General features: G+C 63.2%; 18 protein-coding genes and 2 tRNA genes. 7 read left to right on the forward strand and 13 right to left on the reverse strand.

Annotated elements, in window-relative coordinates:
• Nucleotides 1–38: 38 nt before the first annotated feature.
• On the reverse strand, nucleotides 39–485 hold the full coding sequence (locus VEC01_RS04880; RefSeq protein ID WP_324899321.1) for a CBS domain-containing protein: 447 nt from the start codon (nucleotides 483–485) through the stop codon (nucleotides 39–41).
• Between the two features lie 184 nt (nucleotides 486–669).
• Between VEC01_RS04880 and VEC01_RS04885 the strand changes: the two genes are divergently transcribed.
• Together VEC01_RS04885 and VEC01_RS04890 are read left to right on the forward strand one after the other, a co-directional pair.
• Nucleotides 670–1,980, forward strand: coding sequence for an O-acetylhomoserine aminocarboxypropyltransferase (locus VEC01_RS04885; protein ID WP_324899323.1), 1,311 nt, complete (start codon nucleotides 670–672; stop codon nucleotides 1,978–1,980).
• A 1-nt stretch (nucleotide 1,981) separates the two neighbouring features.
• Nucleotides 1,982–2,791 (forward strand): alpha/beta hydrolase, encoded by an 810-nt coding sequence (locus VEC01_RS04890; protein ID WP_324899325.1) that lies wholly within the window; start codon nucleotides 1,982–1,984, stop codon nucleotides 2,789–2,791.
• Nucleotides 2,792–2,844: 53 nt separating this feature from the next.
• On the opposite strand, the gene VEC01_RS04895 is transcribed toward VEC01_RS04890, so the two are convergent.
• Entirely contained in the window at nucleotides 2,845–4,137 is a 1,293-nt protein-coding gene (locus VEC01_RS04895) for a YihY family inner membrane protein (protein ID WP_324899327.1), read from the reverse strand.
• Nucleotides 4,138–4,202: 65 nt separating this feature from the next.
• On the opposite strand from VEC01_RS04895, the gene wrbA reads away from it, so the two are divergent.
• From wrbA to VEC01_RS04915, 4 genes are read left to right on the forward strand one after another with little or no spacing between them, the layout of a single operon-like run.
• Entirely contained in the window at nucleotides 4,203–4,811 is a 609-nt protein-coding gene (wrbA, locus tag VEC01_RS04900; RefSeq protein WP_324899329.1) for an NAD(P)H:quinone oxidoreductase, read from the forward strand.
• Nucleotides 4,811–5,203, forward strand: a complete 393-nt coding sequence (locus tag VEC01_RS04905; protein WP_414691414.1) for a DUF2069 domain-containing protein — start codon at nucleotides 4,811–4,813, stop codon at nucleotides 5,201–5,203. Before wrbA ends, VEC01_RS04905 begins: the two co-directional genes overlap by 1 nt.
• On the forward strand, nucleotides 5,200–6,606 hold the full coding sequence (locus VEC01_RS04910; protein WP_324899332.1) for an FAD-binding oxidoreductase: 1,407 nt from the start codon (nucleotides 5,200–5,202) through the stop codon (nucleotides 6,604–6,606). Before VEC01_RS04905 ends, VEC01_RS04910 begins: the two co-directional genes overlap by 4 nt.
• Nucleotides 6,603–7,061: a DUF4124 domain-containing protein gene (locus tag VEC01_RS04915; RefSeq protein ID WP_324899334.1), complete on the forward strand. Its 459-nt coding sequence runs from the start codon at nucleotides 6,603–6,605 to the stop codon at nucleotides 7,059–7,061. The genes VEC01_RS04910 and VEC01_RS04915 overlap by 4 nt, the downstream gene beginning before the upstream one ends.
• Nucleotides 7,062–7,219: 158 nt before the next feature.
• On the opposite strand, the gene VEC01_RS04920 is transcribed toward VEC01_RS04915, so the two are convergent.
• The 8 genes from VEC01_RS04920 to VEC01_RS04955 all read right to left on the reverse strand — a co-directional run bounded on the left by VEC01_RS04920 (nucleotide 7,220) and on the right by VEC01_RS04955 (nucleotide 17,319).
• Nucleotides 7,220–8,518: an HD-GYP domain-containing protein gene (locus VEC01_RS04920; protein WP_324899336.1), complete on the reverse strand. Its 1,299-nt coding sequence runs from the start codon at nucleotides 8,516–8,518 to the stop codon at nucleotides 7,220–7,222.
• Nucleotides 8,519–8,677: 159 nt separating this feature from the next.
• A tRNA-Arg gene (locus VEC01_RS04925) sits at nucleotides 8,678–8,754 on the reverse strand.
• Nucleotides 8,755–8,878: 124 nt separating this feature from the next.
• Nucleotides 8,879–11,827 carry an EAL domain-containing protein gene (locus VEC01_RS04930; RefSeq protein ID WP_324899338.1) on the reverse strand — a complete coding sequence of 983 codons (2,949 nt, stop codon included), beginning with the start codon at nucleotides 11,825–11,827 and terminating at the stop codon, nucleotides 8,879–8,881.
• Nucleotides 11,828–12,095: 268 nt separating this feature from the next.
• A tRNA-Pro gene (locus tag VEC01_RS04935) sits at nucleotides 12,096–12,172 on the reverse strand.
• A 117-nt stretch (nucleotides 12,173–12,289) separates the two neighbouring features.
• Complete coding sequence (gene glmM / locus VEC01_RS04940; RefSeq protein WP_324899340.1) at nucleotides 12,290–13,627, reverse strand: phosphoglucosamine mutase; 1,338 nt, start codon at nucleotides 13,625–13,627, stop codon at nucleotides 12,290–12,292.
• Nucleotides 13,628–13,630: 3 nt separating this feature from the next.
• Complete coding sequence (gene folP / locus VEC01_RS04945; RefSeq protein WP_324899341.1) at nucleotides 13,631–14,488, reverse strand: dihydropteroate synthase; 858 nt, start codon at nucleotides 14,486–14,488, stop codon at nucleotides 13,631–13,633.
• Nucleotides 14,489–14,556: 68 nt separating this feature from the next.
• Nucleotides 14,557–16,443: an ATP-dependent zinc metalloprotease FtsH gene (gene ftsH, locus VEC01_RS04950; RefSeq protein ID WP_324899343.1), complete on the reverse strand. Its 1,887-nt coding sequence runs from the start codon at nucleotides 16,441–16,443 to the stop codon at nucleotides 14,557–14,559.
• Between the two features lie 231 nt (nucleotides 16,444–16,674).
• Nucleotides 16,675–17,319: an RlmE family RNA methyltransferase gene (locus VEC01_RS04955; protein ID WP_324899345.1), complete on the reverse strand. Its 645-nt coding sequence runs from the start codon at nucleotides 17,317–17,319 to the stop codon at nucleotides 16,675–16,677.
• Nucleotides 17,320–17,355: 36 nt separating this feature from the next.
• Between VEC01_RS04955 and VEC01_RS04960 the strand changes: the two genes are divergently transcribed.
• Nucleotides 17,356–17,829: a YhbY family RNA-binding protein gene (locus VEC01_RS04960; protein WP_324899348.1), complete on the forward strand. Its 474-nt coding sequence runs from the start codon at nucleotides 17,356–17,358 to the stop codon at nucleotides 17,827–17,829.
• A 7-nt stretch (nucleotides 17,830–17,836) separates the two neighbouring features.
• Here VEC01_RS04960 and VEC01_RS04965 read toward each other — a convergent pair whose 3' ends face one another.
• From VEC01_RS04965 to carB, 3 genes are all read right to left on the reverse strand, one after another.
• Nucleotides 17,837–18,283, reverse strand: a complete 447-nt coding sequence (locus tag VEC01_RS04965) for a DUF4149 domain-containing protein (protein WP_324899350.1) — start codon at nucleotides 18,281–18,283, stop codon at nucleotides 17,837–17,839.
• A 6-nt stretch (nucleotides 18,284–18,289) separates the two neighbouring features.
• Nucleotides 18,290–18,766 carry a transcription elongation factor GreA gene (gene greA, locus VEC01_RS04970; protein ID WP_324899352.1) on the reverse strand — a complete coding sequence of 159 codons (477 nt, stop codon included), beginning with the start codon at nucleotides 18,764–18,766 and terminating at the stop codon, nucleotides 18,290–18,292.
• A gap of 99 nt (nucleotides 18,767–18,865) precedes the next feature.
• Entirely contained in the window at nucleotides 18,866–22,096 is a 3,231-nt protein-coding gene (carB, locus tag VEC01_RS04975; RefSeq protein WP_324899353.1) for a carbamoyl-phosphate synthase large subunit, read from the reverse strand.
• Nucleotides 22,097–22,139 lie beyond the last annotated feature (43 nt).

Raw genomic sequence — 22,139 nt, forward strand, 5'->3', positions numbered from 1 at the left:
ATGAACGGCTTTCCCTGCCATTAGTGCGAGGCAGTATCTTATTCGTCACCCTCGGACGGCCAGTCGCGGATATAGGCCTTGAGCATCTTGTTCTCGAAGCTCTGCGCTTCGAACACGGCCTTGGCGACGTCATAGAAGGAAATGACGCCGTGCAGCGTCTTGGCGCTAACGACCGGCACGTAGCGTGCATGGCGTTCCAGCATCAGGCGGCGGACTTCATTGACTTCGGTATCGGGCGTAATGGTGATCGGGTGGTCATCCATGTGCTTGCGCACGGTCTCCGCGCCAACAGAGCCCTTGTTTTCATAGAGCGTCTTCATCACTTCCCGGAAGGTCAGCATGCCGACCAGTTCGCCGAACTCCATCACGACCAGCGAGCCGATGTCCTTCTCGGCCATCGCCTCGACCGCCTTCTGCAGCGGCGTATCCGGGGTTACGGTATAGAGGATGTCGCCTTTGACTTTGAGGATTTCGGATACTTTCATGGCATCGTCCCAGGAGGAAAAATTGTTGTTGTCCCGTTTGAAATGTAGCCTAAGCTGCATGAAAAATCCAGCCGGTGGGTTGTCGCCCGGGTGACAGCCGGCTGTTGCATTCAATGCTAGCATGCAAGGACTCGCAGAGAGACCGACGCAAGACTGATCTAGAACAAGTTTTGGAGACATACCAATGAGCGGCCCCAAATACCCAGGGTTCGACACCCTGTCCCTGCACGCCGGCGCAGCGCCGGACCCGGCCACCGGCGCGCGCGCGACGCCGATCTACCTGACCACGTCCTTCGTCTTCAAGGATTCCGACCACGCGGCGTCGCTGTTCAACATGGAACGCGCCGGGCATGTGTACTCGCGCATTTCCAATCCGACCAACGCGGTGCTGGAAGAGCGCATCGCTGCGCTTGAAGGCGGCGTGGCCGGGCTCGCGGTCGCCAGCGGACAGGCGGCAATGCATCTCGGCCTGGCTACGATCGCCGGGGCCGGCTCCCATGTGGTCGCCTCGCGTGCGCTGTACGGCGGCTCGCAGAACCTGCTTGCATATACCATGAAGCGCTTCGGCATCGAGACCACCTTCGTCGATCCGCGCGACCTCGACGCCTGGCGCGCGGCGATCCGGCCGAACACCAAGGTGCTGTTCGGGGAAACCCTCGGCAATCCCGGCCTGGACGTGCTGGACATCCCGAAAGTCGCCGAGATCGCGCATGAACACTACCTGCCGCTGATGGTGGACGCGACCTTCACCACGCCCTACCTGCTGCGTCCCTTCGACCACGGCGCCGACCTGCTTTTCCATTCGGCGACCAAGTTCCTGTGCGGCCACGGCACCGCGATCGGCGGGCTGCTGGTGGACGGCGGCACCTTCGACTGGCAGCAAGCCTATGAAAAGACCGGCCATTTCGCCGAGCTGTGCGAGCCGTACGACGGCTTCCACGGCATGGTGTTTTCGGAGGAATCCTCGGTGGCGCCCTTCTCGCTGCGCGCCCGGCGCGAGGGCCTGCGCGACTTCGGCGCGGTGATGAGCCCGCACAATGCGTTCGCGATCCTGCAGGGCATCGAGACGCTCAGCCTGCGCATGGAGCGCCATGTGGCAAATACCCGCAAGGTGGTGGAATTCCTGGCGGCCCATCCGGCGGTGGAATCGGTGTCCTACCCGGAACTGGAATCGCATCCCGACCACGCGCTGGCAAAGACGCTGCTGCCCAAGGGCTGCGGCGCCGTCTTCTCCTTCGGCATCAAGGGCGACCGCGCCGCCGGCCGCCGTTTTGTCGAGTCGCTCAAGGTCTTCTCGCACCTGGCCAACGTCGGCGACGCCAAGTCGCTGGTCATCCATCCGGCGTCGACCACCCACTTCCGCGTGCCGACCGAACAGCTTGCCGCTTCCGGCATCACCGAAGGCACGATGCGCCTGTCGATCGGACTGGAAGACGCGGACGACCTGATCGAAGACCTGGCACGCGGGCTGAAAGCCGCACAGAAGGGAGCTTAAGATGCTGCTGAACGTACAAGGACAGGATACCTTCTGCTACACCGGCGGCAAGGCATTCAACCCGGAATTGCCGACCGTCGTGTTCATTCACGGCGCGCAGAACGACCACTCGGTCTGGACCCTGCAGACCCGTTATTTCGCACACCACGGCTACGGCGTGCTGGCGGTCGACCTGCCCGGCCACGGCCGCAGCAAGGGCGCGCCGCTGGCCAGCGTGGAAGCGATGGCCGACTGGCTGCTCGCATTGCTCGACGCGGCCGGCGTGCAGAAGGCCATCCTGGTCGGACACAGCATGGGCTCGCTGATCGCGCTGGAAGCCGCATTCCGGGCGCCGCAGCGCGTGGCAAAGCTGGCCCTGGTTGGCACCGCCTATCCGATGAAGGTATCGGAGGCGCTGCTCGATGCGGCGCTGAACCGCGAGCAGGACGCGGTCGACATGGTCAACATCTGGTCGCACAGCTCGATCGCGCACAAGCCGTCCAGCCCGGGTCCCGGTTTCTATGTGATGGGCGGCAGCCGCCGCCTGATGCAGCAGGTCTCCCGGCGCAACCCGGAGCACAAGGTTTTCCATACCGGTTTTTCGGCATGCAATGCCTACGCGAACGGAGAAAACGCGGCGAAGTCGGTTGCCTGCCCGACCCTGCTGCTGCTGGGGAAACGGGACATGATGACGCCGCCCAAGGCGGCCGCGGCGCTGTCGCAGGCCATCGCCGGCTGCCAGGTGCAGCAGATCGACGCATGCGGGCACTCGCTGATGGCGGAACAGCCGGATGCGGTGCTCGAAGCGCTGTACGGCTTCGCTGGCCGCTGAACTGAAGCGGGGACGAGGCCGCGTGGCGGGCAGGGATGCCCACGAGGCCGCGGCTAGCTGGTCGCGGCAAGCTTGCCCTGCATGAAGTGGGTGGAAAGGGTTTCATCCAGGCCCTTTTCCACCGCATTCTCCACCTTCTTCGCCAGCAGCTCGTTGCTGGCAGTATTGAATACAAACAGCCGGTAGACGTCGGCCACCTTCAGCTTTTCCGGATTGATCAGCAATACCCAGTTGTCCTTGCCTTCGATGATGCGCTTGCCGAAGCGGCTGCGTTTCGGCGTCTCCGCCTTGATGCGTCCGACCCAGCCGGCATCGAGCATCCTCTGCAGCAGGGATTCGGACTCATCGAACCCGAGCCGGGTCCGATCACGGATGGTACGCGCATCCACCGATGCCGTGGCCCCCTCCGCGCGCGCGTCGTGCAGCACTTCCAGGATCGCCATCGCCTCGATGAAGGCGCTGCCCGGCGACGCCTCGTGCCACCAGCGCTCGTACTTCACCACCGGCAGCGCCGCCGCGAGCACCGCGCCCATCAGCGTTAGCAGCCAGGAGACATAGACCCACAGCAGGAAGATCGGCAGCGCGGCCAGCGCGCCGTAGATCACGGTGTAGGTCGGGAACTGGGTGATGAATACCACGAACGCGCGCTTGGCGATTTCAAAGGCGACCGCCGCCAGCAGGCCGCCCGCGGCGGCATCGCGCCAGTCGACGAAACGGTTCGGCACCACGATGTAGAGCAGCGTGAACGCCACCGTGGTCAGGGTCACCGAAATCACGGTGTACGCCATCGCCCCGAAGAACGGCACGCTGCTCACCACGCCGCTGGTTGCGGTCAGCAGATGGGATGTCACCGAGATCGACACGCCGATCAGCAGCGGGCCGAGGGTCATGATCGCCCAGTAGACGACCAGCCGCTGGTGGAACGGACGCGACGACTTCACCCGCCAGATGTGGTTGAACGCGCGGTCGATGGTCATCATCATGATCAGCGTCGTCAGAATCAGGCCGATCGCGCCGACCGCGGACAGCCGTGTCGCCTTGTTCGCGAACTGGTTCAGGTTGCCGAGTATGGTGTTGGCGATACCCTTGGGCATCACGCTCTTGATGAAATACGCTTCCAGGGATGCGCGGAAGGTATTGAACATCGGGAAAGTGGTAAAGATCGCGAACGCGACCGTGAGCATCGGCACCAGCGCCAGCACGGTGGTCAACGTGAGGCTGCCGGCCACCTGCGGCAGGCGTTCCTGGTCGAGGCGCCGCATCGCGAAACGCCACAGCCCGCGCATGTCGTCGAGCGGAAAGCGCTGGAATAAAGGTAGCCTGGAAAGGAACATTCGATCGGTCATCTGCGAAGGCGGCATTGCTTCCTGGGTGAATTTTTTGGCTGTCAAAGCAGCCTATAATACCAAGCATGATTGCCTCCGACCTCCCGATTCTTGTCCTGTATTATTCCCGGAACGGTGCGACGCGCAAACTGGCCGAGCTGATCGCCCAGGGCGTGGAAAGCGTTTCCGGCTGCGAAGCCCGGCTGCGTACGGTGCCGCCGGTATCCACCGTGGCCGAAGCCACCGAACCGGCGATTCCGGGCAGCGGCGCTCCGTATGCCGAATTGCGCGACCTCGAAGAATGCGCCGGCCTGGCGATGGGCTCGCCTACCCGCTTCGGCAACATGGCGGCGCCCCTGAAGTATTTTCTGGATGGGACTTCCGCCCAGTGGCTGTCCGGCGCGCTTGCCGGCAAGCCGGCCTGCGTATTCACCTCGACCGGCAGCCTGCACGGCGGCCAGGAAGCCACGCTGCTGTCGATGATGATCCCGCTGCTGCACCACGGGATGCTCATGATGGGGCTGCCGTATACCCATCCGCAACTGATGACCACCGCCAGCGGCGGCACCCCCTACGGCGCCAGCCACTGGTCCGGGTCGAACGGCACGCACACGGTCTCGGACGACAGCCGGGTGCTGGCCGTCGCGCTTGGCCGCCGGCTCGCCGAAACCGCGGTCAGGCTGAGGAGGCAATGATGCAGGGAACGATGCAAAAGACCTATCACGCCGGCTCGGTCGCCAGCCTGGTATTGCTGATTCTGCTGTGCGTGGCCTGGGAACTGGCGCTCGCGCCCTTGCGCCCGGGCGGATCCTGGCTGGTGCTGAAGGTCATTCCGCTGTTGCTGCCGCTGCGCGGCGTGCTCAAGCGCGATCTTTACACCATGCAGTGGGCATCGATGCTGATCCTGCTGTATTTCGGCGAGGGCATCGTGCGCGCCACCAGCGACCGCGGCCTGTCGGCCACGCTCGGCTGGGTGGAAGTGGCGCTGACGACCCTTTTCTTCGTATGCACCATTCTGTACTTGCGCCCGTTCAAGAAGGCAGCCAAGAAGCTGGCGCAGCAAGCGATCCAGAAGGCGTCGAAATGAACCCGTTCCTAGACCAGTGCCGCGCCGCCATCGGCGCAGCCCACCTGCTGACCGACGCCGCCGACATGGCGGGCTACCTGACCGACTGGCGGCGCCGCTACACCGGACGCGCACTTGCCGTCGCCAGGCCGGCGACGACCGCGGAGCTTGCCGCGCTGGTGCGCCTGTGCGTGCAGCACCGTGTCCCCATCGTGCCGCAAGGCGGCAATACCGGCCTCGTGCTGGGCAGCGTGCCCGATGACAGCGGCAGCGCGCTCATATTGTCGACGGCGCGTCTGAATCGCATACGCGCAATCGATCCGGTCAACAACACGATGACGGTCGAAGCCGGATGCATCCTGCAGCGGATTCAGGAGGCCGCTGCCGAAGCCGGCCGCCTGTTTCCGCTGTCGCTCGCGGCCGAGGGCAGCTGCACCATCGGCGGCAACCTCGCCACGAATGCCGGCGGCACCGCTGTCCTGCGTTACGGCAATACCCGCGAGCTTTGCCTCGGACTGGAAGTCGTCACTGCGGATGGCGAGGTCTGGGACGGCTTGCGCGGCCTGCGCAAGGACAATACCGGTTACGACCTGCGCGACCTTTTCATCGGCGCGGAAGGAACGCTGGGCGTGATCACCGCCGCCGTACTCAAGCTCTACCCGCAGCCGCAGGCACAGCTGACCGCGCTGGCGGCGCTGCGCACGCCGGAGGATGCGCTGCGCCTGTTGTCGCTCGCACAGGACAAATGCGGAGCCGGGCTCACCGGCTTCGAGCTGATGTCCGATTTCAGCCTGCGCCTGGTGACGAAGCACTTTCCGCAGATGCGCCTGCCCTTTCCGCAGGCTTACCCGCAATATGTGCTGCTCGAACTGTCCGACAGCGAATCGGAGAAACATGCGAACGGCGTGCTGGAAGGCCTGATCACGGACGCGCTGGAACAGGACATCATCCAGGACGCGGTGGTGGCTTCCTCCATCGCGCAATCGAAAGCGTTGTGGCAGCTGCGCGAGCACATTCCGCTGGCGCAGGCCGAGGAAGGCAAGAATGTGAAGCACGACGTGTCGGTGCCGATCTCGCGCATCGGCGAGTTCATCCGCGCCACCGATGCGCTGCTGCAGCAGCAGTTTCCCGGCTGCCGGATGGTCACCTTCGGCCATCTCGGCGACGGCAACCTGCATTACAACGTGTCGGCGCCGGAAGGCGAGCCGGCGGACGCGTTCATCCAGCGCCAGGAACCGGTCAACCGCGTGGTGCATGACAGCGTGCACCGGTTCGGCGGCTCGATTTCTGCCGAGCACGGCATCGGGGCGCTCAAGCGTGACGAAATCCGCAGGTACAAAACGGCGGTGGAACTGCAGATGATGCGGGCGGTGAAACAGGCGCTCGATCCGCTGGGCTTGATGAATCCGGGAAAAATCCTATGAACGGGAAAACGCCGCTGTTCGCTCTCCTGCTGCTCGCACTATCGGCGCCGGCATTCGCCGTCTACAAATGCGAAGCCGGCGGCAAGGTCACCTATACCGATACACCGTGCGACGGCGGCAAGCTGATCGAGGCGAACCATACCGCGCCGGCGGATACCGGCGCGGCGAAACGCGAGGCCGATCTCGATCAGCACAAGCTGAAAAAGCTCGAGGGAGAGCGCCACCGGCGCGAGGCGCTTGAACAAAGGGATCTGCGCAAGGCTTCGCACGCGAGCGCCGCAAGACAGAAAAAATGCGCGAACCTGGCCCGCCGGCAAGCCAGGGCCAATGAAGAAGTTGCGCGGACGGCCGGCATCGCCGGCGACAAGGCGAAGCGCAAGGCACGGCATGCGGCAGACGAGTTTGTCGCGCAATGCGGCCAGTGGTATGACCGGGAACTCGGCTTTGCGCGCTGACGCAATAGATCATCCGGATGAACCTGCAGGGTGGGTAGAGCGTAGCGAAACCCACCGGCACCGCCCCTGGAGCGCATGGTGGGTTTCGCTACGCTCTACCTCGGCGGCCCCCACCCACCCTACGATCCTCTACGTGCTAAATTTATCTGGATGACCTACTAGTGCGCGCCGTCAAGCAAGGCGATCAGCGGCTGTAGCGTGTCCGCTTCCCGCTGGTCGAGTGCCGATGCGTGCAGGGAGACATCCCGGGCAACGTCGCGCAGCCGCCAGAGGATCTCGCGCGTCGCCACATCCGTTTCAAACAGGATGGAAGTGCTGCGCGTATCGAAGAACCGGGACGCCTCATCCAGGCAGGCATCGAGCCCGGTGCTGCTGAAGGCCCGCTCGATCGCGGTCACGCGGCGCTTGGTATCGGCGAGCAGCTGGCGCGCTTTCTTCGATTGCAGTTCCGGCTTGTCCATCGACTCCTCGACCGCGGACTGGGCGGTGCAGATGCGCTCGTACAGGGCCTGCACCTTCAGCCGCTCCTCGCCGGTCGGCGTGCCGCCCTCGTCCGGCATATCGCCCGGGGCGCGCGCCGCCTGCATCGCCAGCGACACCACCGTCACCAGCTCGCGCGCGAACTCCCCCGGCATGATCTTCAGCGCCAGTTCGGCGCGTTGCAGGGCCTTGTCCTGATGCAGGAAGATTCCCGAAATCATTTCCGCTGCCGAGATCACCTGCCCGGCCATGCTGATGCTCGCACCGGCGATCTGTCTTGGGTATCCCCCGCCGTCATGGCGCTCGTGATGCTCGTACACCGCTTGTGCCACGCTCGCCGGGTAGTTTTCGAGGCCGGAAATCAGCATCTGGCCGATGCGCGGATGGACGATCACATGACGCCACTCATGCGGATAAAGGGTACGGTTTGACTGCAGGTACTCGGGATCGATGTAGAGTTCGCCGATATCGTGCAGCAGCCCGGCGACGGCAACGACCGTCTGGTCGGTGCTGCTCATCCCGAGCTTGCGGGCGAGGCAGACCGACAGCAGGCTGACCATCACGCTATGCATGAGCGCGGTCTTGCCGCCGCGCTCGATGATCGTCAGCATGGTGCTCATCGCGCTGCCAAACTGGATGCCGGCCAGGACCTGCACCGGCGACTGCCCGTTGCCGATGGTGCGCAGGATGGAAGCCATCGGCTCGACGGTGTCGGCGATGCGCTGCGCTTCCGCCGCGACGACGCCGGTGTCGACGCCCTCCCCGACCGCGATGCTCGATTCGAAGGGTTTGTTCAGCTTGCGCAGGCTCAGCCGTTCCTGCAAGCTGCGCGAAATCCGCGCGCCCTTGGCGACAAGCTTCATGCCGCGCGCATCGAAAATGTCTTCGGTGGCCTTGATGTCCGCCTGATCGGCAAGGTTCATCACCTTGTCGAGATAGTATTTGTTGACGGAGTTGATCAGCTGTTCTTCTGGCATGCGCGGGCGTTGTGCTGTACGGCACCAAACGGGATAATTTCCCTATGGCAACAATTTTCGCATTCTGCCCCGAAAGAGTTATTTCGTAAACATCTTTTTCTGCTGCATGGCAGCGAGGACGGACCAAAACGGCGGAAAGGGAAGCAGGCGGAGGGATGGTGGCCTGCCCAGCAGGAGTCGAACCTGCGACCTACGGCTTAGAAGGCCGTTGCTCTATCCAACTGAGCTATGGGCAGTGCGGCGGCATGCCGGGACCGAGGCAAAGGCGAAAGCCTGTCGTCAGCTTCCTGCCCGCCCGAAACGAGGCTTGCGGATATTACATCTAATGGCGGCGGGTTTCAATGATTGCGCGCACGCGATTCACGCGCATTTGCCTTGCAGCAGGAAAGCGCCGAACTGGTCCACCGGCAGCGGCCTGCTCAGGAAATACCCCTGCATCTGGTCGCACTTCTGCTCGCGCAGGAAATCGAGCTGCTCGATCGTTTCGACACCTTCGGCGATCACTGCCAGCTTCAGGCTGTGCGCCAGCGCGATCACTGCCTTGGCAATCGCGGCATCATCGGCATCCGTCGTGATGTCGCGCACGAAGGAGCGGTCAATCTTGAGCGCGTCGATCGGAAAGCGCTTGAGGTAGCTGAGGCTGGAATAACCGGTGCCGAAGTCGTCGATCGCCAGGCGCACGCCCATCGCGCTCAGCCTGTGCAGCGTTTCCGCGGCTGCTTCGGGATTTTCCATGATGATGCTTTCGGTAATCTCGAGTTCGAGCCACTCCGGCCGGCATCCGGTCTCCGCCAATACCCGCGACACCATCTTCACCATGTCCTGCTGCTTGAACTGCCGCGCCGACAGGTTGACCGCCAACTTCAAGTCGGTGAACATCCCGGCGCGGTGCCACTCCCGCTTTTGCATGCATGCCTGCCGCAGCACCCATTCGCCGATCGGCACGATCAGCCCGGTCTCCTCCGCGATTGGAATGAAGTCGCCGGGAAATACCATCGTCTGGCCCGGCGGCGCCCAGCGCAGCAGCGCTTCGGCACCCATGACGCGTCCCGATGCGATATCCATCTGCGGCTGGTAATGCACCGCGAACTCCTGGCGCTCCAGGGCGCGGCGCAGGCCGCTTTCCAGCTTCAGGCGGTCGAGCGCGCGGGTATTCATTTCGTGCGCGTAAAACTGGAAGGTATTCCTGCCCGCATCCTTGGCGCGGTACATCGCCATGTCCGCGTTTTTCAGCAGCGTCTGTCCGTCCGTACCGTCCTTCGGGAACACGCTGATGCCGATGCTGGCAGTCGGAAAGAACTCGTGTCCCTGAAGTGTGATCGGTTGCGCGAGGCCGGCCAGGATCTGCTGAGCCATGCTGGCGACCGCATCTTCGCGCGCCACGTCCGGCCTGATCACCACGAATTCATCGCCGCCGAGCCGGGCGATCGTGTCGCCGGCCCGGATGCAGGCCGACAGGCGGCGCGAAATCTCGATGATGATCTTGTCGCCGATGTCGTGGCCGAGGCTGTCGTTGATCGTCTTGAAACGGTCGAGATCGATCAGCATCACCGCGACCCGCGCGTCGGAGCGCCGCGCAAACACCAGCGCCTGCGCGAGCCGGTCGAGCAGCAGCGAGCGATTCGGCAGGCTGGTCAGGGAATCATGGTTGGCAAGATGCAGCAGTTCTTCCTCGACCTGCTTGCGGCGGGAGATGTCTTCCACCACGGTGCTGTAATACTTGGGGCTGCCTGCGGCGTCGCGCACCATGGAACTGGTGAGATTGACCCAGATGTAGTACCCGGCCTTGTGCCGATAGCGCTTCTCGCGGGTTTTTTCATAGATTTCGCCGGCAATCATGCGCCGCGCCAGCGCCCAGTCCGCGACCAGGTCTTCCGGATGCGTGATGTCCTGGAAGCTCATGGAAAGCAATTCCTTGCGCGAATAGCCGACGATGTCGCACAGCTTGTTATTGACCATGAGCCAGCGGCCGTCGGGCGCCACGTGCGCCAGCCCGACCGCCGCCTGGTTGAATGCGACACGGAACCGCTCCTCGCTTTCGCGCAGCACCGCTTCCGCCTGCAAGCGGTCGGTAAGGTCCCGCACCACCGCCACCAGCAGCTGCCGGCCTTCGGACTGGATCGCCCGCAGATAGACTTCGACCGGCAACCGCGAGCCGTCCTTGCGCTGGTGCACGGTCTGGATCATCCCGGTCTTGCTCTCGCTGACGATCACTTCGTCGAAGCGGCGGTGGACCCGCTCCAGCTCGCCTTCGTCAGGCTTGAGATCCTGCGGCCCGAGCTGCAGCAGCTCCTCATAGGAGTAGCCGAGGGTGGCCAGCGCTGTTTCATTGGCATCGATGAAGCGCATCTCCTCGCGGTCGATCAGGTAGACCGCGTCGATGGAGCTGTCGAGGGCCATCCGGAAACGGCGCAGCTCTTCCTGCGACTGCACGCGGCCGGTGATGTCCTGCCCCATCAGCAACAGGACGTTCTCCTGCCTCAGCAGCGCTGCCGAGATGTCGAATTCGAAGTGGCGCTTGCCGCTATCATCGATCACGCTGATCACCAGGTCGCGCATGCCCTCGCCGGTCGCCAGCGCGGTCTTGAGCGCCTCCGTCAGTTGACGGCTCCAGACGACGGCGGTCAGCGGCAGGCCGGCCACCTCGTCTCCGGCCCCAAGCCTGAACATACGGCACATCGCATGGTTCATCGAGCGTATCTTCAGCTCGGCATCGAGCACGATCAGTCCGGATGGAATCGACGCCAGCATCTGCTCCGCGTAATTCTTGACGCGCACAACCTCGGACCGGTCCGCTTCGAAATAGGTGTCGAGCGCCAGCACCATGTCGAAGCACACGACCTTGAGCAGCGCATCGCACGCGCGGAAGAATTGCTCGCGGTCGCCCGCGGCCGCTTCGGCCAGAACCGGGATGACGTCGGAAAGGTATTTGCGATAGGCGCCCACGTACCATTTCGGCTCGAGCCCGATCTGCTGGTGCACAAGGCCCACGCGCAACCGGTCCGTCACGTACCCGCTGTCGTAGTTACCCTGGCTGAGGCGGTTGAAATAGCCGAGTTGCGCCTGCTTCAGGCGCTCGAGCTTGTCCCCGTCGCCGAGCCACTGCTTCAGCTCCGGAAACTGGGTGAGATAACTGTGGAAGGATTCGACCAGTGGCGGCTGATGCGCGGCCAGCTTGTCGTGCAACTGGCGCAGTAGCGCAATGTCGGCATCGGTGATGTCGAACACGGCGCTGCGCCGGGCGATGTCGTCCGTGGAAAGCCCGATCTTGCGGGCGACGAGGTCGAGCAATTCCTCCAGCTGCCTCATGGGAAGGCTCCGCTCCGACAACCATTCGTCCGGGCTGTTTTTCGCGCAGACGCCAAGGTCCCCCCTTGCCGTTGTTCATTATTGGAATCATTGCATTATCACCGCGGCGGCCGTGCATGGCAATCGGGATGCAGCACCGCGTGGCGACGCAGACACCATATTTGCGGCAGAAAGGCGCGGGCGAACGTGCCGCACGGCGACCGCAAACGCAGGAAAGGCGAAAATGGAAGATAGGCGCGCATCAGGAATGGGATGCGCTGAGGATGTCTGGTCGGGGCGAGACGATTCGAACGTCCGACCACCTGATCCCAAATCAGGTGCGCTACCAGGCTGCGCTACGCCCCGAGAATCAAGCATCATACCGGCGCGATGCCGGGCGGTCAATTTATTACTGTCCGCGGGCGTCATTTCTTGCCCGCAGCGCACCGCGGCGAAAGAAATCCGCCGCGGCTTGACCAGGGATCAGACGGCGAGCTTGTCGGCGATGCGCCGGGCGAAGCGCCCGGCATCGTCGGCGTTACGCGCTTCAACCATCACGCGCACCAGCGGTTCGGTACCGGACGCGCGAATCAGCACGCGCCCGTTGTCGCCCAGTTCGGCCTCCACCACTTCCTTTTCACTGCGGGCCGCCGCATTTTTCTGCCAGTCGAAGCCCGGCGTCACCTTCACGTTGACCAGCGACTGCGGGAACAGCACCAGGTCGGACGTTGCCTGCTCCAGCGTCTGTCCGCTGCGCTTTAGCGCCGACAGCACCTGCAGCGCGGAGACGATGCCGTCTCCGGTCGTGTGCTTGTCGAGGAACAGCAGGTGACCCGAGCCCTCGCCGCCGATCTGCCAGCCGCGCTCGTGCAGCACTTCCAGCACATAGCGGTCGCCCACCTTGGCGCGGGCAAAGCCGATACCCATGCGCTTGAGCGCGACTTCCAGCGCCATGTTGGTCATCAGGGTGCCGACCACGCCTTCCACGCGTGCCGTCTTCACCCGGTCCTTGACCATCACGTACAGCAGTTCATCGCCGTTGTACGCGCGGCCGGAGGCATCCACCATCAGCAGACGATCGGCATCGCCGTCGAGCGCAATGCCGAGGTCGGCCTTGTGCTCGCGCACTGCCGCCGACAGCGTCGCCGGGGCAGTCGCGCCGACCTCGTCGTTGATGTTCAAGCCGTTCGGCTGGTTGGCGATGGCGACCACCTCGGCACCGAGTTCGTGGAAGACATCCGGCGCAATGTGGTAGGCGGCGCCGTGCGCGCAGTCGACCACGATCTTCAGGCCCCTCAGGTCGAGTTCGCTCGGGAAGGTGCTCTTGCAGAATTCGATATAGCGGCCCTGCGCATCGAACAGGCGCTTGGCCTTGCCCAGCTTTTCGGACGACACGCATTCGATCGGCGCTTCCAGCATGTCCTCGATCGCGGATTCCACCGCATCCGGCAGCTTGTTGCCCTGTGCGGAAAAGAACTTGATGCCGTTGTCATGATAGGGATTGTGCGAGGCCGAGATCACGACGCCTGCCGACAGGCGCAGCGCGCGCGTCAGGTAGGCGATCGCCGGCGTGGGCATCGGGCCGGCAAGCATCACGTCGACGCCGGCGGCGGCGAACCCTGCCTGCAGCGCCGCTTCCAGCATGTAGCCGGAAATGCGCGTGTCCTTGCCAATCAATACCACCGGCTTGATGCTGCTGGTTTCCGCCTGTGCCAGAACCTTGCCCGCCGCATAGCCGAGCTTCATCACCAGATCCGGCGTGATCGGCAACTCCCCGACCCTTCCGCGTACACCGTCGGTGCCAAAATATTTGCGTGTCATTGCTTACCCCTGTTGATCTTCTTCGACCGCCCGCCAAACCTTGAGCGCATCCACTGTCTCCGCCACGTCATGCACCCGCACGATCAGCGCGCCACGCGCCACCGCCGCCAGCGCTCCGGCAACGCTTCCGGCAACCCGGCGCTCCACCGGCTTGCCGGTAATCGCACCGATCATGGACTTGCGCGACAGGCCGGCCAGCACCGGCACGCCGGTTTCCCCGGCGATCCTGCCGATATTCCGCAGCAGCATCAGATTGTGCTCCAGCGTCTTGCCGAATCCGAATCCGGGATCGACGCAGATCCGCCGGCGGTCGATTCCGCCCTGCTCCATCCGCTCCACGCCCTGCCGCAGGAATTGCGTAACCTCGGCGGTCACGTCGTCGTAGTGCGGCTGCACCTGCATGGTCAGCGGCGCGTTCTGCATGTGCATGATACACAACGCGCAGTCACTCTCGTTGACCGCACTCAACGCCCCCTCGGCGCGGAAGCCATTGATATCGTTGATCATGTCCGCACCGGCGTTAATCGCCTCGCGCATCACTTCCGGTTTATAGGTGTCGACAGACAGCGGCTTGCCGCAATCGCGCAATGCGAACAGCACCGGCATGACGCGCCGCAATTCTTCGTCCAGCGGCAGCGGCTGCGCGCCGGGCCGGCTCGATTCCCCGCCGATGTCGATGATGTCGACGCCTTCGGCGATCATCTGCTCTGCATGGGACAAGGCCTGGTCGAGCGAATGGAAACGCCCGCCGTCGGAGAAGGAGTCGGGTGTCACGTTGAGCACCCCCATCACAAGCGGGCGGGACTGGCCGGGCCGGGTCGGAAAGCGGTAGCGGCCGCACTGGAAATAGTCTGTTTTCATTCCGGACAAACAAAAAGGGCGAGGATTGCTCCTCACCCTTGTTGACAACAGGTTAATACGCGCGATAGTTACGCAGGCGCGGTCGCGTTCGGGGAAATGCCACCGGACGCGTTGTCGGACGGAGAACGCTTGACCGGCACACCAGCCTTCGGCGGACGCGGCTCATTGCCTTCCATGATGTCGTTGATCTGGTCGGCATCCAGGGTTTCCCACTCGAGCAGCGCCTTGGCCATCACTTCGACCTTGTCCTGGTTTTCCTCGAGCAAGCGGCGCGCCAGTGCATACTGGCCGTCCAGGATCGAGCGGATTTCCAGGTCCACCTTCTGCTGCGTCGCTTCCGACACGGTCTTCGACGTCATGCGGCCGAAATAGGCATCCTGCTCGCTGTCTTCGTAGACCATGGTGCCGAGCGTCTCGGACATGCCGTAGCGGGTCACCATCGCACGCGCCAGCTTCGTCGCGCGCTCGAAGTCGTTGGATGCGCCGGTCGACATCTGGTGCATGAAGATCTCTTCGGCGATGCGGCCGCCGAACAGGATCGCGATTTCCTCGAGCATCTTGTCCTTGTACATGTTTACGCGATCATGCTCGGGCAGCTGCCAGGTCAGGCCGAGCGCATAACCGCGCGGCATAATCGTGACCTTGTGCACCGGATCCGCCTTCGGCAACAGCTTGGCGACCACCGCATGGCCGGACTCATGGAAGGCGGTGTTGCGGCGCTCTTCCTCGCGCATCACGGCCGACTTGCGCTCCGGGCCCATCACGATCTTGTCCTTGGCGTCCTCGAAGTCCTGCATCTCAACCAGGCGCTTGTTGCGGCGCGCGGCAAACAAGGCAGCCTCGTTGACCAGGTTGGCCAGGTCGGCGCCGGAGAAGCCGGGAGTGCCGCGGGCCAGGATATCGGCCTTGACGTCCGGTGCGATCGGCACCTTGCGCATATGTACATACAGAATCTGCTCACGGCCGCGGATGTCCGGCAGGCCGACCATCACCTGGCGGTCGAAGCGGCCGGGACGCAGCAGCGCCTTGTCGAGCACGTCGGCGCGGTTGGTCGCGGCGATCACGATGACGCCGGAGTTCGCTTCGAAACCGTCCATCTCGACCAGCAGCTGGTTCAGCGTCTGTTCGCGCTCATCGTTGCCGCCGCCGAGGCCGGCGCCGCGATGACGGCCGACCGCGTCGATCTCATCGATGAAGATGATGCACGGGGAATGTTTCTTTGCATTCTCGAACATGTCGCGCACGCGGGATGCGCCCACGCCGACGAACATCTCGACAAAGTCGGAACCGGAAATCGTGAAGAACGGCACCTTGGCTTCACCGGCAATCGCGCGTGCCAGAAGGGTCTTACCGGTACCCGGAGGGCCCACCATCAGCACGCCGCGCGGGATGCGACCGCCCAGTTTCTGGAACTTGGTCGGGTCGCGCAGGAAGTCGACCAGTTCCTGCACTTCCTCCTTGGCCTCGTCGCAGCCGGCGACGTCGGCGAAGGTGACGGTATTGCTCGCTTCATCCAGCATGCGCGCCTTGGAACGGCCGAACGAGAATGCCCCGCCCTTGCCGCCGCCCTGCATCTGGCGCATGAAGAATACCCAGACGCCGATCAGCAACAGCATCGGGAACCAGGAAATGAAAACCTGCGACAGGAAGGACTGCTCTTCCGGCTGCTTGACGTCGAACTTGACGCCGTTGTTGATCAGGTCGCCGATCAGGCCGCGGTCGAGATAGGTAACCGCCGTCTTGATGCGCTTGCCGTCATTCGTCGTCGCGATGATGGTGCGATCCTCAATGGTCGCTTCACGGATCTGCCGTGCCTTCACCTCGTCCAGGAAGTCCGAGTACGGAATAGGCGTCGCGCCTCCCGCCAGCGTGCGACCGTCGAACTGCTTGAAGACGGTAAACAACACCAGGGCAATCACGACCCAGATGGCGGCTTTCGAAAACATGTTGTTCACTGGAACTCCTTAGACGCAGGGGCGCCCATTTACAAGACTTGTAAAATTGATTCTACCCGCAATGACCGGCGCTTGCCAGCCTGAACCTGTGGCGGACGGACGGGATGACGGCATGCAAAAACAATTCCTGAAATGACATGCGGCGTCCGGTCCATATAACTCTCACCGCCCATATACGGCTGGATTCCGGAAAATCAAGAGTTGCCCTTGTGCTAACTTGCAAGAATGCAATCAGGATGGGTGCTTGAGTGACTTGCCCAGCAGGAACACTTCGGAAGACTTGTCTCTGCTGGCTTTGGGCTTCTTCTGCGCGACCGTCTTGAACTCCTGCCGGAACTTCTCGAGAATCTGCGTAAAACCCGTACCGTTGAAGCATTTGACGAGCAAGGCGCCGGAAGGTTTCATGTGCGCACGGGCGAAGTCGAGCGCAAGGTCGATGATGTGCTCGACGCGCGCCGCGTCCGTGATCGCCACGCCGGACAGGTTGGGCGCCATGTCGGACAGGACGAGATCGACCCGGCGTCCTTCGAGCACCGCTTCAAGCTGGTCCAGCACTTCCTGCTCGCGGAAGTCGCCCTGAATGAAATGCACATCGGCGATCGGCTCCATCGGCAGCATGTCCAGGCCGATGATGGTGCCGTTGATGCCGCCGCCCTCCTTCCCGGCGAGCTTGTTGCGTGCGTACTGCGACCAGCTGCCGGGCGCGCAGCCGAGATCGACGATCACCTGCCCGTGCCTGATCAGCTTCTCGGTCTCGTCGATTTCCTTGAGCTTGTAGACGGCACGCGCGCGATAGCCATCCTTCTGCGCCTGCTTCACATAAGGATCATTGATGTGGTCGTGCAGCCAGTTTTTGTTGAATTTGTTCTTTGCCATTCGCGTAGAATACCGCTTTTGAGGGATATTAAGATTATGTTGAAACTGACACCCGCGGAGCGCAGCGCGCTTCGCTCCGAGGCCCACGGGCTCAACCCGGTCGTGATCATCGGCGATGCGGGCCTGACGCCGGCGGTCATGAAGGAAATCGACGCCAGCCTCGATGCCCACGGCCTGATCAAGGTTCGCGTCTTTGGCGACGACCGTGATGCACGAGTCGGCATGTATGAAACGATCTGCGAGGAACTGGGCGCGGCCCCGATCCAGCACATCGGCAAGCTGCTTGTCCTGTACCGCCCGAAGAAGGAGGTCCAGAAGGAGCGCAGCGAGAAGCGCGGCAAGGGCTTGCGTGAAGTCACCATCATCAAGGGCAGCCCGAGCGGCACCAAGCGCCCCACCGTCCAGAAGGTCATCCTGAAGGGAAACGAGCGCGTGACTGCCGGCGGCAACATCAAGCGCGCGAAGAAGCGCCAGACCAGTTCGAAGAAATCGGCGCTCGACAGGACCTGACCGGTCCTTACCGGAGTTTCCACACCAGCGCCGCGCCAAGCAGGCTTTGCACCAGGTAGAAGGTGCTGGCCACCCCGTGCAGGATGCCGAACTGGGCGCGGCTCTCGCCCTGCATGCCGGCGGCTCCCGCCGCTTCCTTCAATGCCGCCATGAAAGGCTGCAGGCCGAAATAGCCGACCAGGGTACAACCGAGCATGCCGGCGACTATCCATATCAGCTGTCTGCCTGTGTTCGTCCCCCGCTCATCGGGCGACGCCTTCAGCAGCACGACCATCGCGATCGCACACACCAGCGACAGCCAGGCTTCGATACGGAACAGGCTGCCCGCAATCAGACCAGCGAGCACACGGTCGGCCAGCGTCGAGAACAGCGTCGGCGCGACGATATAGCCGACGGTCCACAGGCTGCCCACCCAGAGCGTGGCGAGCAGCCGCCGTATGCGGGCGGCGGTCATCGCAGGTCAGATATAGCGGACTTCGAGAACTTCGTATTCGCGGATGCCGGACGGTGCATTGACCTCGACCACGTCGCCGGCGTACTTGCCGATAAGCGCGCGCGCGATCGGGGAGGTGATGGAGATCTTCTTTTCCTTCAGGTCGGCTTCGTCTTCGCCGACGATCTGGTAGGTCACCTTGGTACCGGACTCGAGGTCTTCCAGGTCCACGGTCGACGCGAACACGATGCGTCCTTCCGCATCCAGCACCGTCGGATCGATGATCTGTGCAGCGCTCAGCTTGCCTTCGAGTTCGGCAATGCGGCCCTCGATGAATGCCTGGCGCTCCTTGGCGGCATCGTATTCGGCATTTTCGGACAGGTCCCCCTGGGCACGCGCTTCCGCGATCGCGCTGATGACGGCCGGACGATCCTTGGTCTTGAGGCGATGCAGTTCTTCCTTCAGCATTTCTGCGCCGCGCTTGGTAATCGGTACTGTGCTCATGATTTCTTTGGACAAAATGAAAACCACAGAGGTCACAAATAATTCCGGGAAACCCGGAATCGTCTGTGACCTCTGTGGCAAGAGTTTAGCTTTGGAGTCTTAGTGTAAAGACTTATGCAGGCCTTGTAAATCGTAGACATGCAACTCGTCGAGATGGCGCAGGCCCTCGACTGCGGCTTCGGCGCCGGCGATCGTGGTATATGTCGTCGCACGCGCCAGCAGCGCCGAGGTGCGGATCGCGCGCGAATCCACGATCGCGTTACGCTTTTCCTCGACAGTGTTGATGACCAGGACGATCTCGTTGTTCTTGATCATGTCCACCACGTGCGGACGGCCTTCAACCACCTTGTTCACCGGTGAGACCGGAATGCCGGCAGCGCTGATGGCGGCCGCCGTACCCCTGGTAGCCACCAGGGAGAAGCCGAGTTCGACCAGGTCGCGCGCGACCTGCACCGCGCGCGGCTTGTCGCTGTTCTTGACACTCAGGAAGACCTTGCCCGACTTCGGCAGCTTCACGCCGGCGCCGAGCTGCGACTTCACGAAGGCTTCGCCGAAGGTCTTGCCCACGCCCATGACTTCGCCGGTCGACTTCATTTCCGGGCCGAGGATGGTGTCGACGCCCGGGAATTTGTTGAACGGGAAGACGGCTTCCTTCACGCTGTAGTATGGCGGCACGACCTCGTTCTTGATGCCCTGGCTGTCGAGCGACTGGCCGACCATGCAGCGCGCGGCGATCTTCGCCAGCTGCAGGCCGGTGGCCTTGGACACGTAGGGCACGGTGCGCGAGGCGCGCGGATTCACTTCCAGCACGTACACGATGTCCTTCAGCTGGCCTTCGACCTCCTGCTGCTGGATCGCGAACTGCACGTTCATCAGGCCGACCACGTTCAGGCCCTTGGCCATCAGCGCGGTCTGGCGCTTGAGCTCTTCCACGGTTTCCTTGGAGAGCGAATACGGCGGCAGCGAACAGGCGGAGTCGCCCGAATGCACGCCCGCCTGTTCGATGTGCTCCATCACGCCGCCGATGAAGGTGCGCTGTCCGTCGGACAGGCAGTCGACGTCGACTTCGATCGCATCGTTCAGGAAGCGGTCGAGCAGCACCGGCGAATCGTTGGACACTTTCACCGCCTCGCGCATGTAGCGTTCGAGGTCGCGCTGCTCATGCACGATTTCCATCGCGCGGCCGCCAAGCACGTAGGACGGGCGAACCACCAGCGGATAGCCGATTTCCTGCGCCAGGCGCAAGGCCTCCTCTTCAGCGCGCGCGGTGCGGTTCGGCGGCTGGCGCAGGCCGAGGTCCTGCAGCAGCTTCTGGAAGCGCTCGCGGTCTTCCGCTGCATCGATCATGTCCGGCGAGGTGCCGACGATCGGCACGCCATTGGCTTCGAGGTCGAGCGCAAGCTTCAACGGCGTCTGGCCACCGTACTGCACGATCACGCCGTAGGGCTTTTCCTTGTCGACGATTTCCAGCACGTCTTCCAGCGTCAGCGGCTCGAAGTACAGGCGGTCGGACGTGTCATAGTCCGTCGACACCGTTTCCGGGTTGCAGTTGACCATGATGGTTTCGTAGCCGTCTTCGCGCATCGCCAGCGCGGCATGCACGCAGCAGTAGTCGAATTCGATGCCCTGGCCGATGCGGTTCGGACCGCCGCCCAGCACCATGATCTTCTTCTTGTCGGTCGGCTGCGATTCGCACTCCTCGTCGTAGGTCGAGTACATGTACGCGGTGCGCGTCGCGAACTCCGCGGCGCAGGTGTCGACCCGCTTGTAGACCGGGCGTACCCCGAGTTCGCGGCGATGCTCGCGCACGGCGCGGTCGGTGGTCTTGAGCAGCTTGGCCATGCGGCGGTCCGAGTAGCCCTTTTGCTTCAGCTTGAACAGCGTCGCCTTGTCGAGCGATTCCAGCGTCTGCTTTTCCAGCCACAGTTCGATGTCGACGATTTCCTTGATCTGCACCAGGAACCACGGATCGATGTGCGTCAGCTGGTGCACTTCTTCCAGGGAGAAACCCTGCGCGAACGCGTCGCCGACGTACCAGATGCGCTCCGGCCCCGGCTCGCCGAGTTCTTCCTCGATGGTCTCGCGGTCGGTGGTCTTTTCATTCATGCCGTCGACGCCGACTTCCAGGCCGCGCAGCGCCTTCTGGAAGGATTCCTGGAAGGTGCGGCCGATCGCCATCACTTCGCCGACGGATTTCATCTGGGTGGTCAGGTGGCTGTCGGCAGTCGGGAATTTCTCGAACGCGAAACGCGGCACCTTGGTGACGACGTAATCGATGCTCGGCTCGAACGACGCCGGGGTGGCGCCGCCGGTGATCTCATTGCGCAGCTCGTCGAGCGTGAAGCCGACCGCCAGCTTGGCCGCGACCTTCGCGATCGGGAAGCCGGTCGCCTTCGACGCCAGCGCGGAGGAACGCGACACGCGCGGATTCATCTCGATGACGATCATCCGGCCGTCCTTCGGATTGACCGCGAACTGCACGTTGGAGCCGCCGGTGTCGACGCCGATCTCGCGCAGCACCGCGAGCGACGCGTTGCGCATGATCTGGTATTCCTTGTCGGTCAGCGTCTGCGCCGGCGCCACGGTGATCGAGTCGCCGGTATGCACGCCCATCGGGTCGAGGTTCTCGATCGAGCAGACGATGATGCAGTTGTCCTTCTTGTCGCGCACCACCTCCATCTCGAACTCCTTCCAGCCGATCAGGGATTCCTCGATCAGCAGTTCGGAGGTCGGCGAGGCTTCCAGGCCGCGCTTGCAGATGGTTTCGAATTCTTCCGGGTTGTAGGCGATGCCGCCGCCGGTGCCGCCCATGGTGAAGGACGGACGGATGATGACCGGGAAGCCGATTTCCTTCTGCACCGCCCACGACTCTTCCATCGTGTGCGAAACACCGGACCGGGCGGAGCCGAGGCCGATCTTGGTCATCGCCTGCTTGAACTTGGAGCGGTCTTCCGCCTTGTCGATCGCTTCCGGCGTGGCGCCGATCAGCTCGCAGCCGTACTTGGTCAGCACGCCGTTGCGGTGCAGGTCGAGCGCACAGTTCAGCGCGGTCTGGCCGCCCATGGTCGGCAGGATCGCGTCGGGGCGCTCCTTGTCGATGATGCGCTCCACCACCTGCCAGGTGATCGGCTCGATGTAGGTGACGTCCGCCATTTCCGGATCGGTCATGATGGTCGCCGGATTGCTGTTGACCAGGATGACCTTGTAGCCTTCCTCACGCAATGCCTTGCATGCCTGCGCGCCGGAGTAGTCGAATTCGCACGCCTGGCCGATGATGATCGGGCCGGCGCCAATGATCAGGATGCTTTTGATGTCTGTGCGCTTAGGCATTTTTGTGTTTCTCCATCATCGCCACGAAGCGATCGAACAGGGG

The sequence above is a fragment of the Noviherbaspirillum sp. genome (assembly GCF_035627455.1).
GTDB lineage: Bacteria > Pseudomonadota > Gammaproteobacteria > Burkholderiales > Burkholderiaceae_D > Noviherbaspirillum.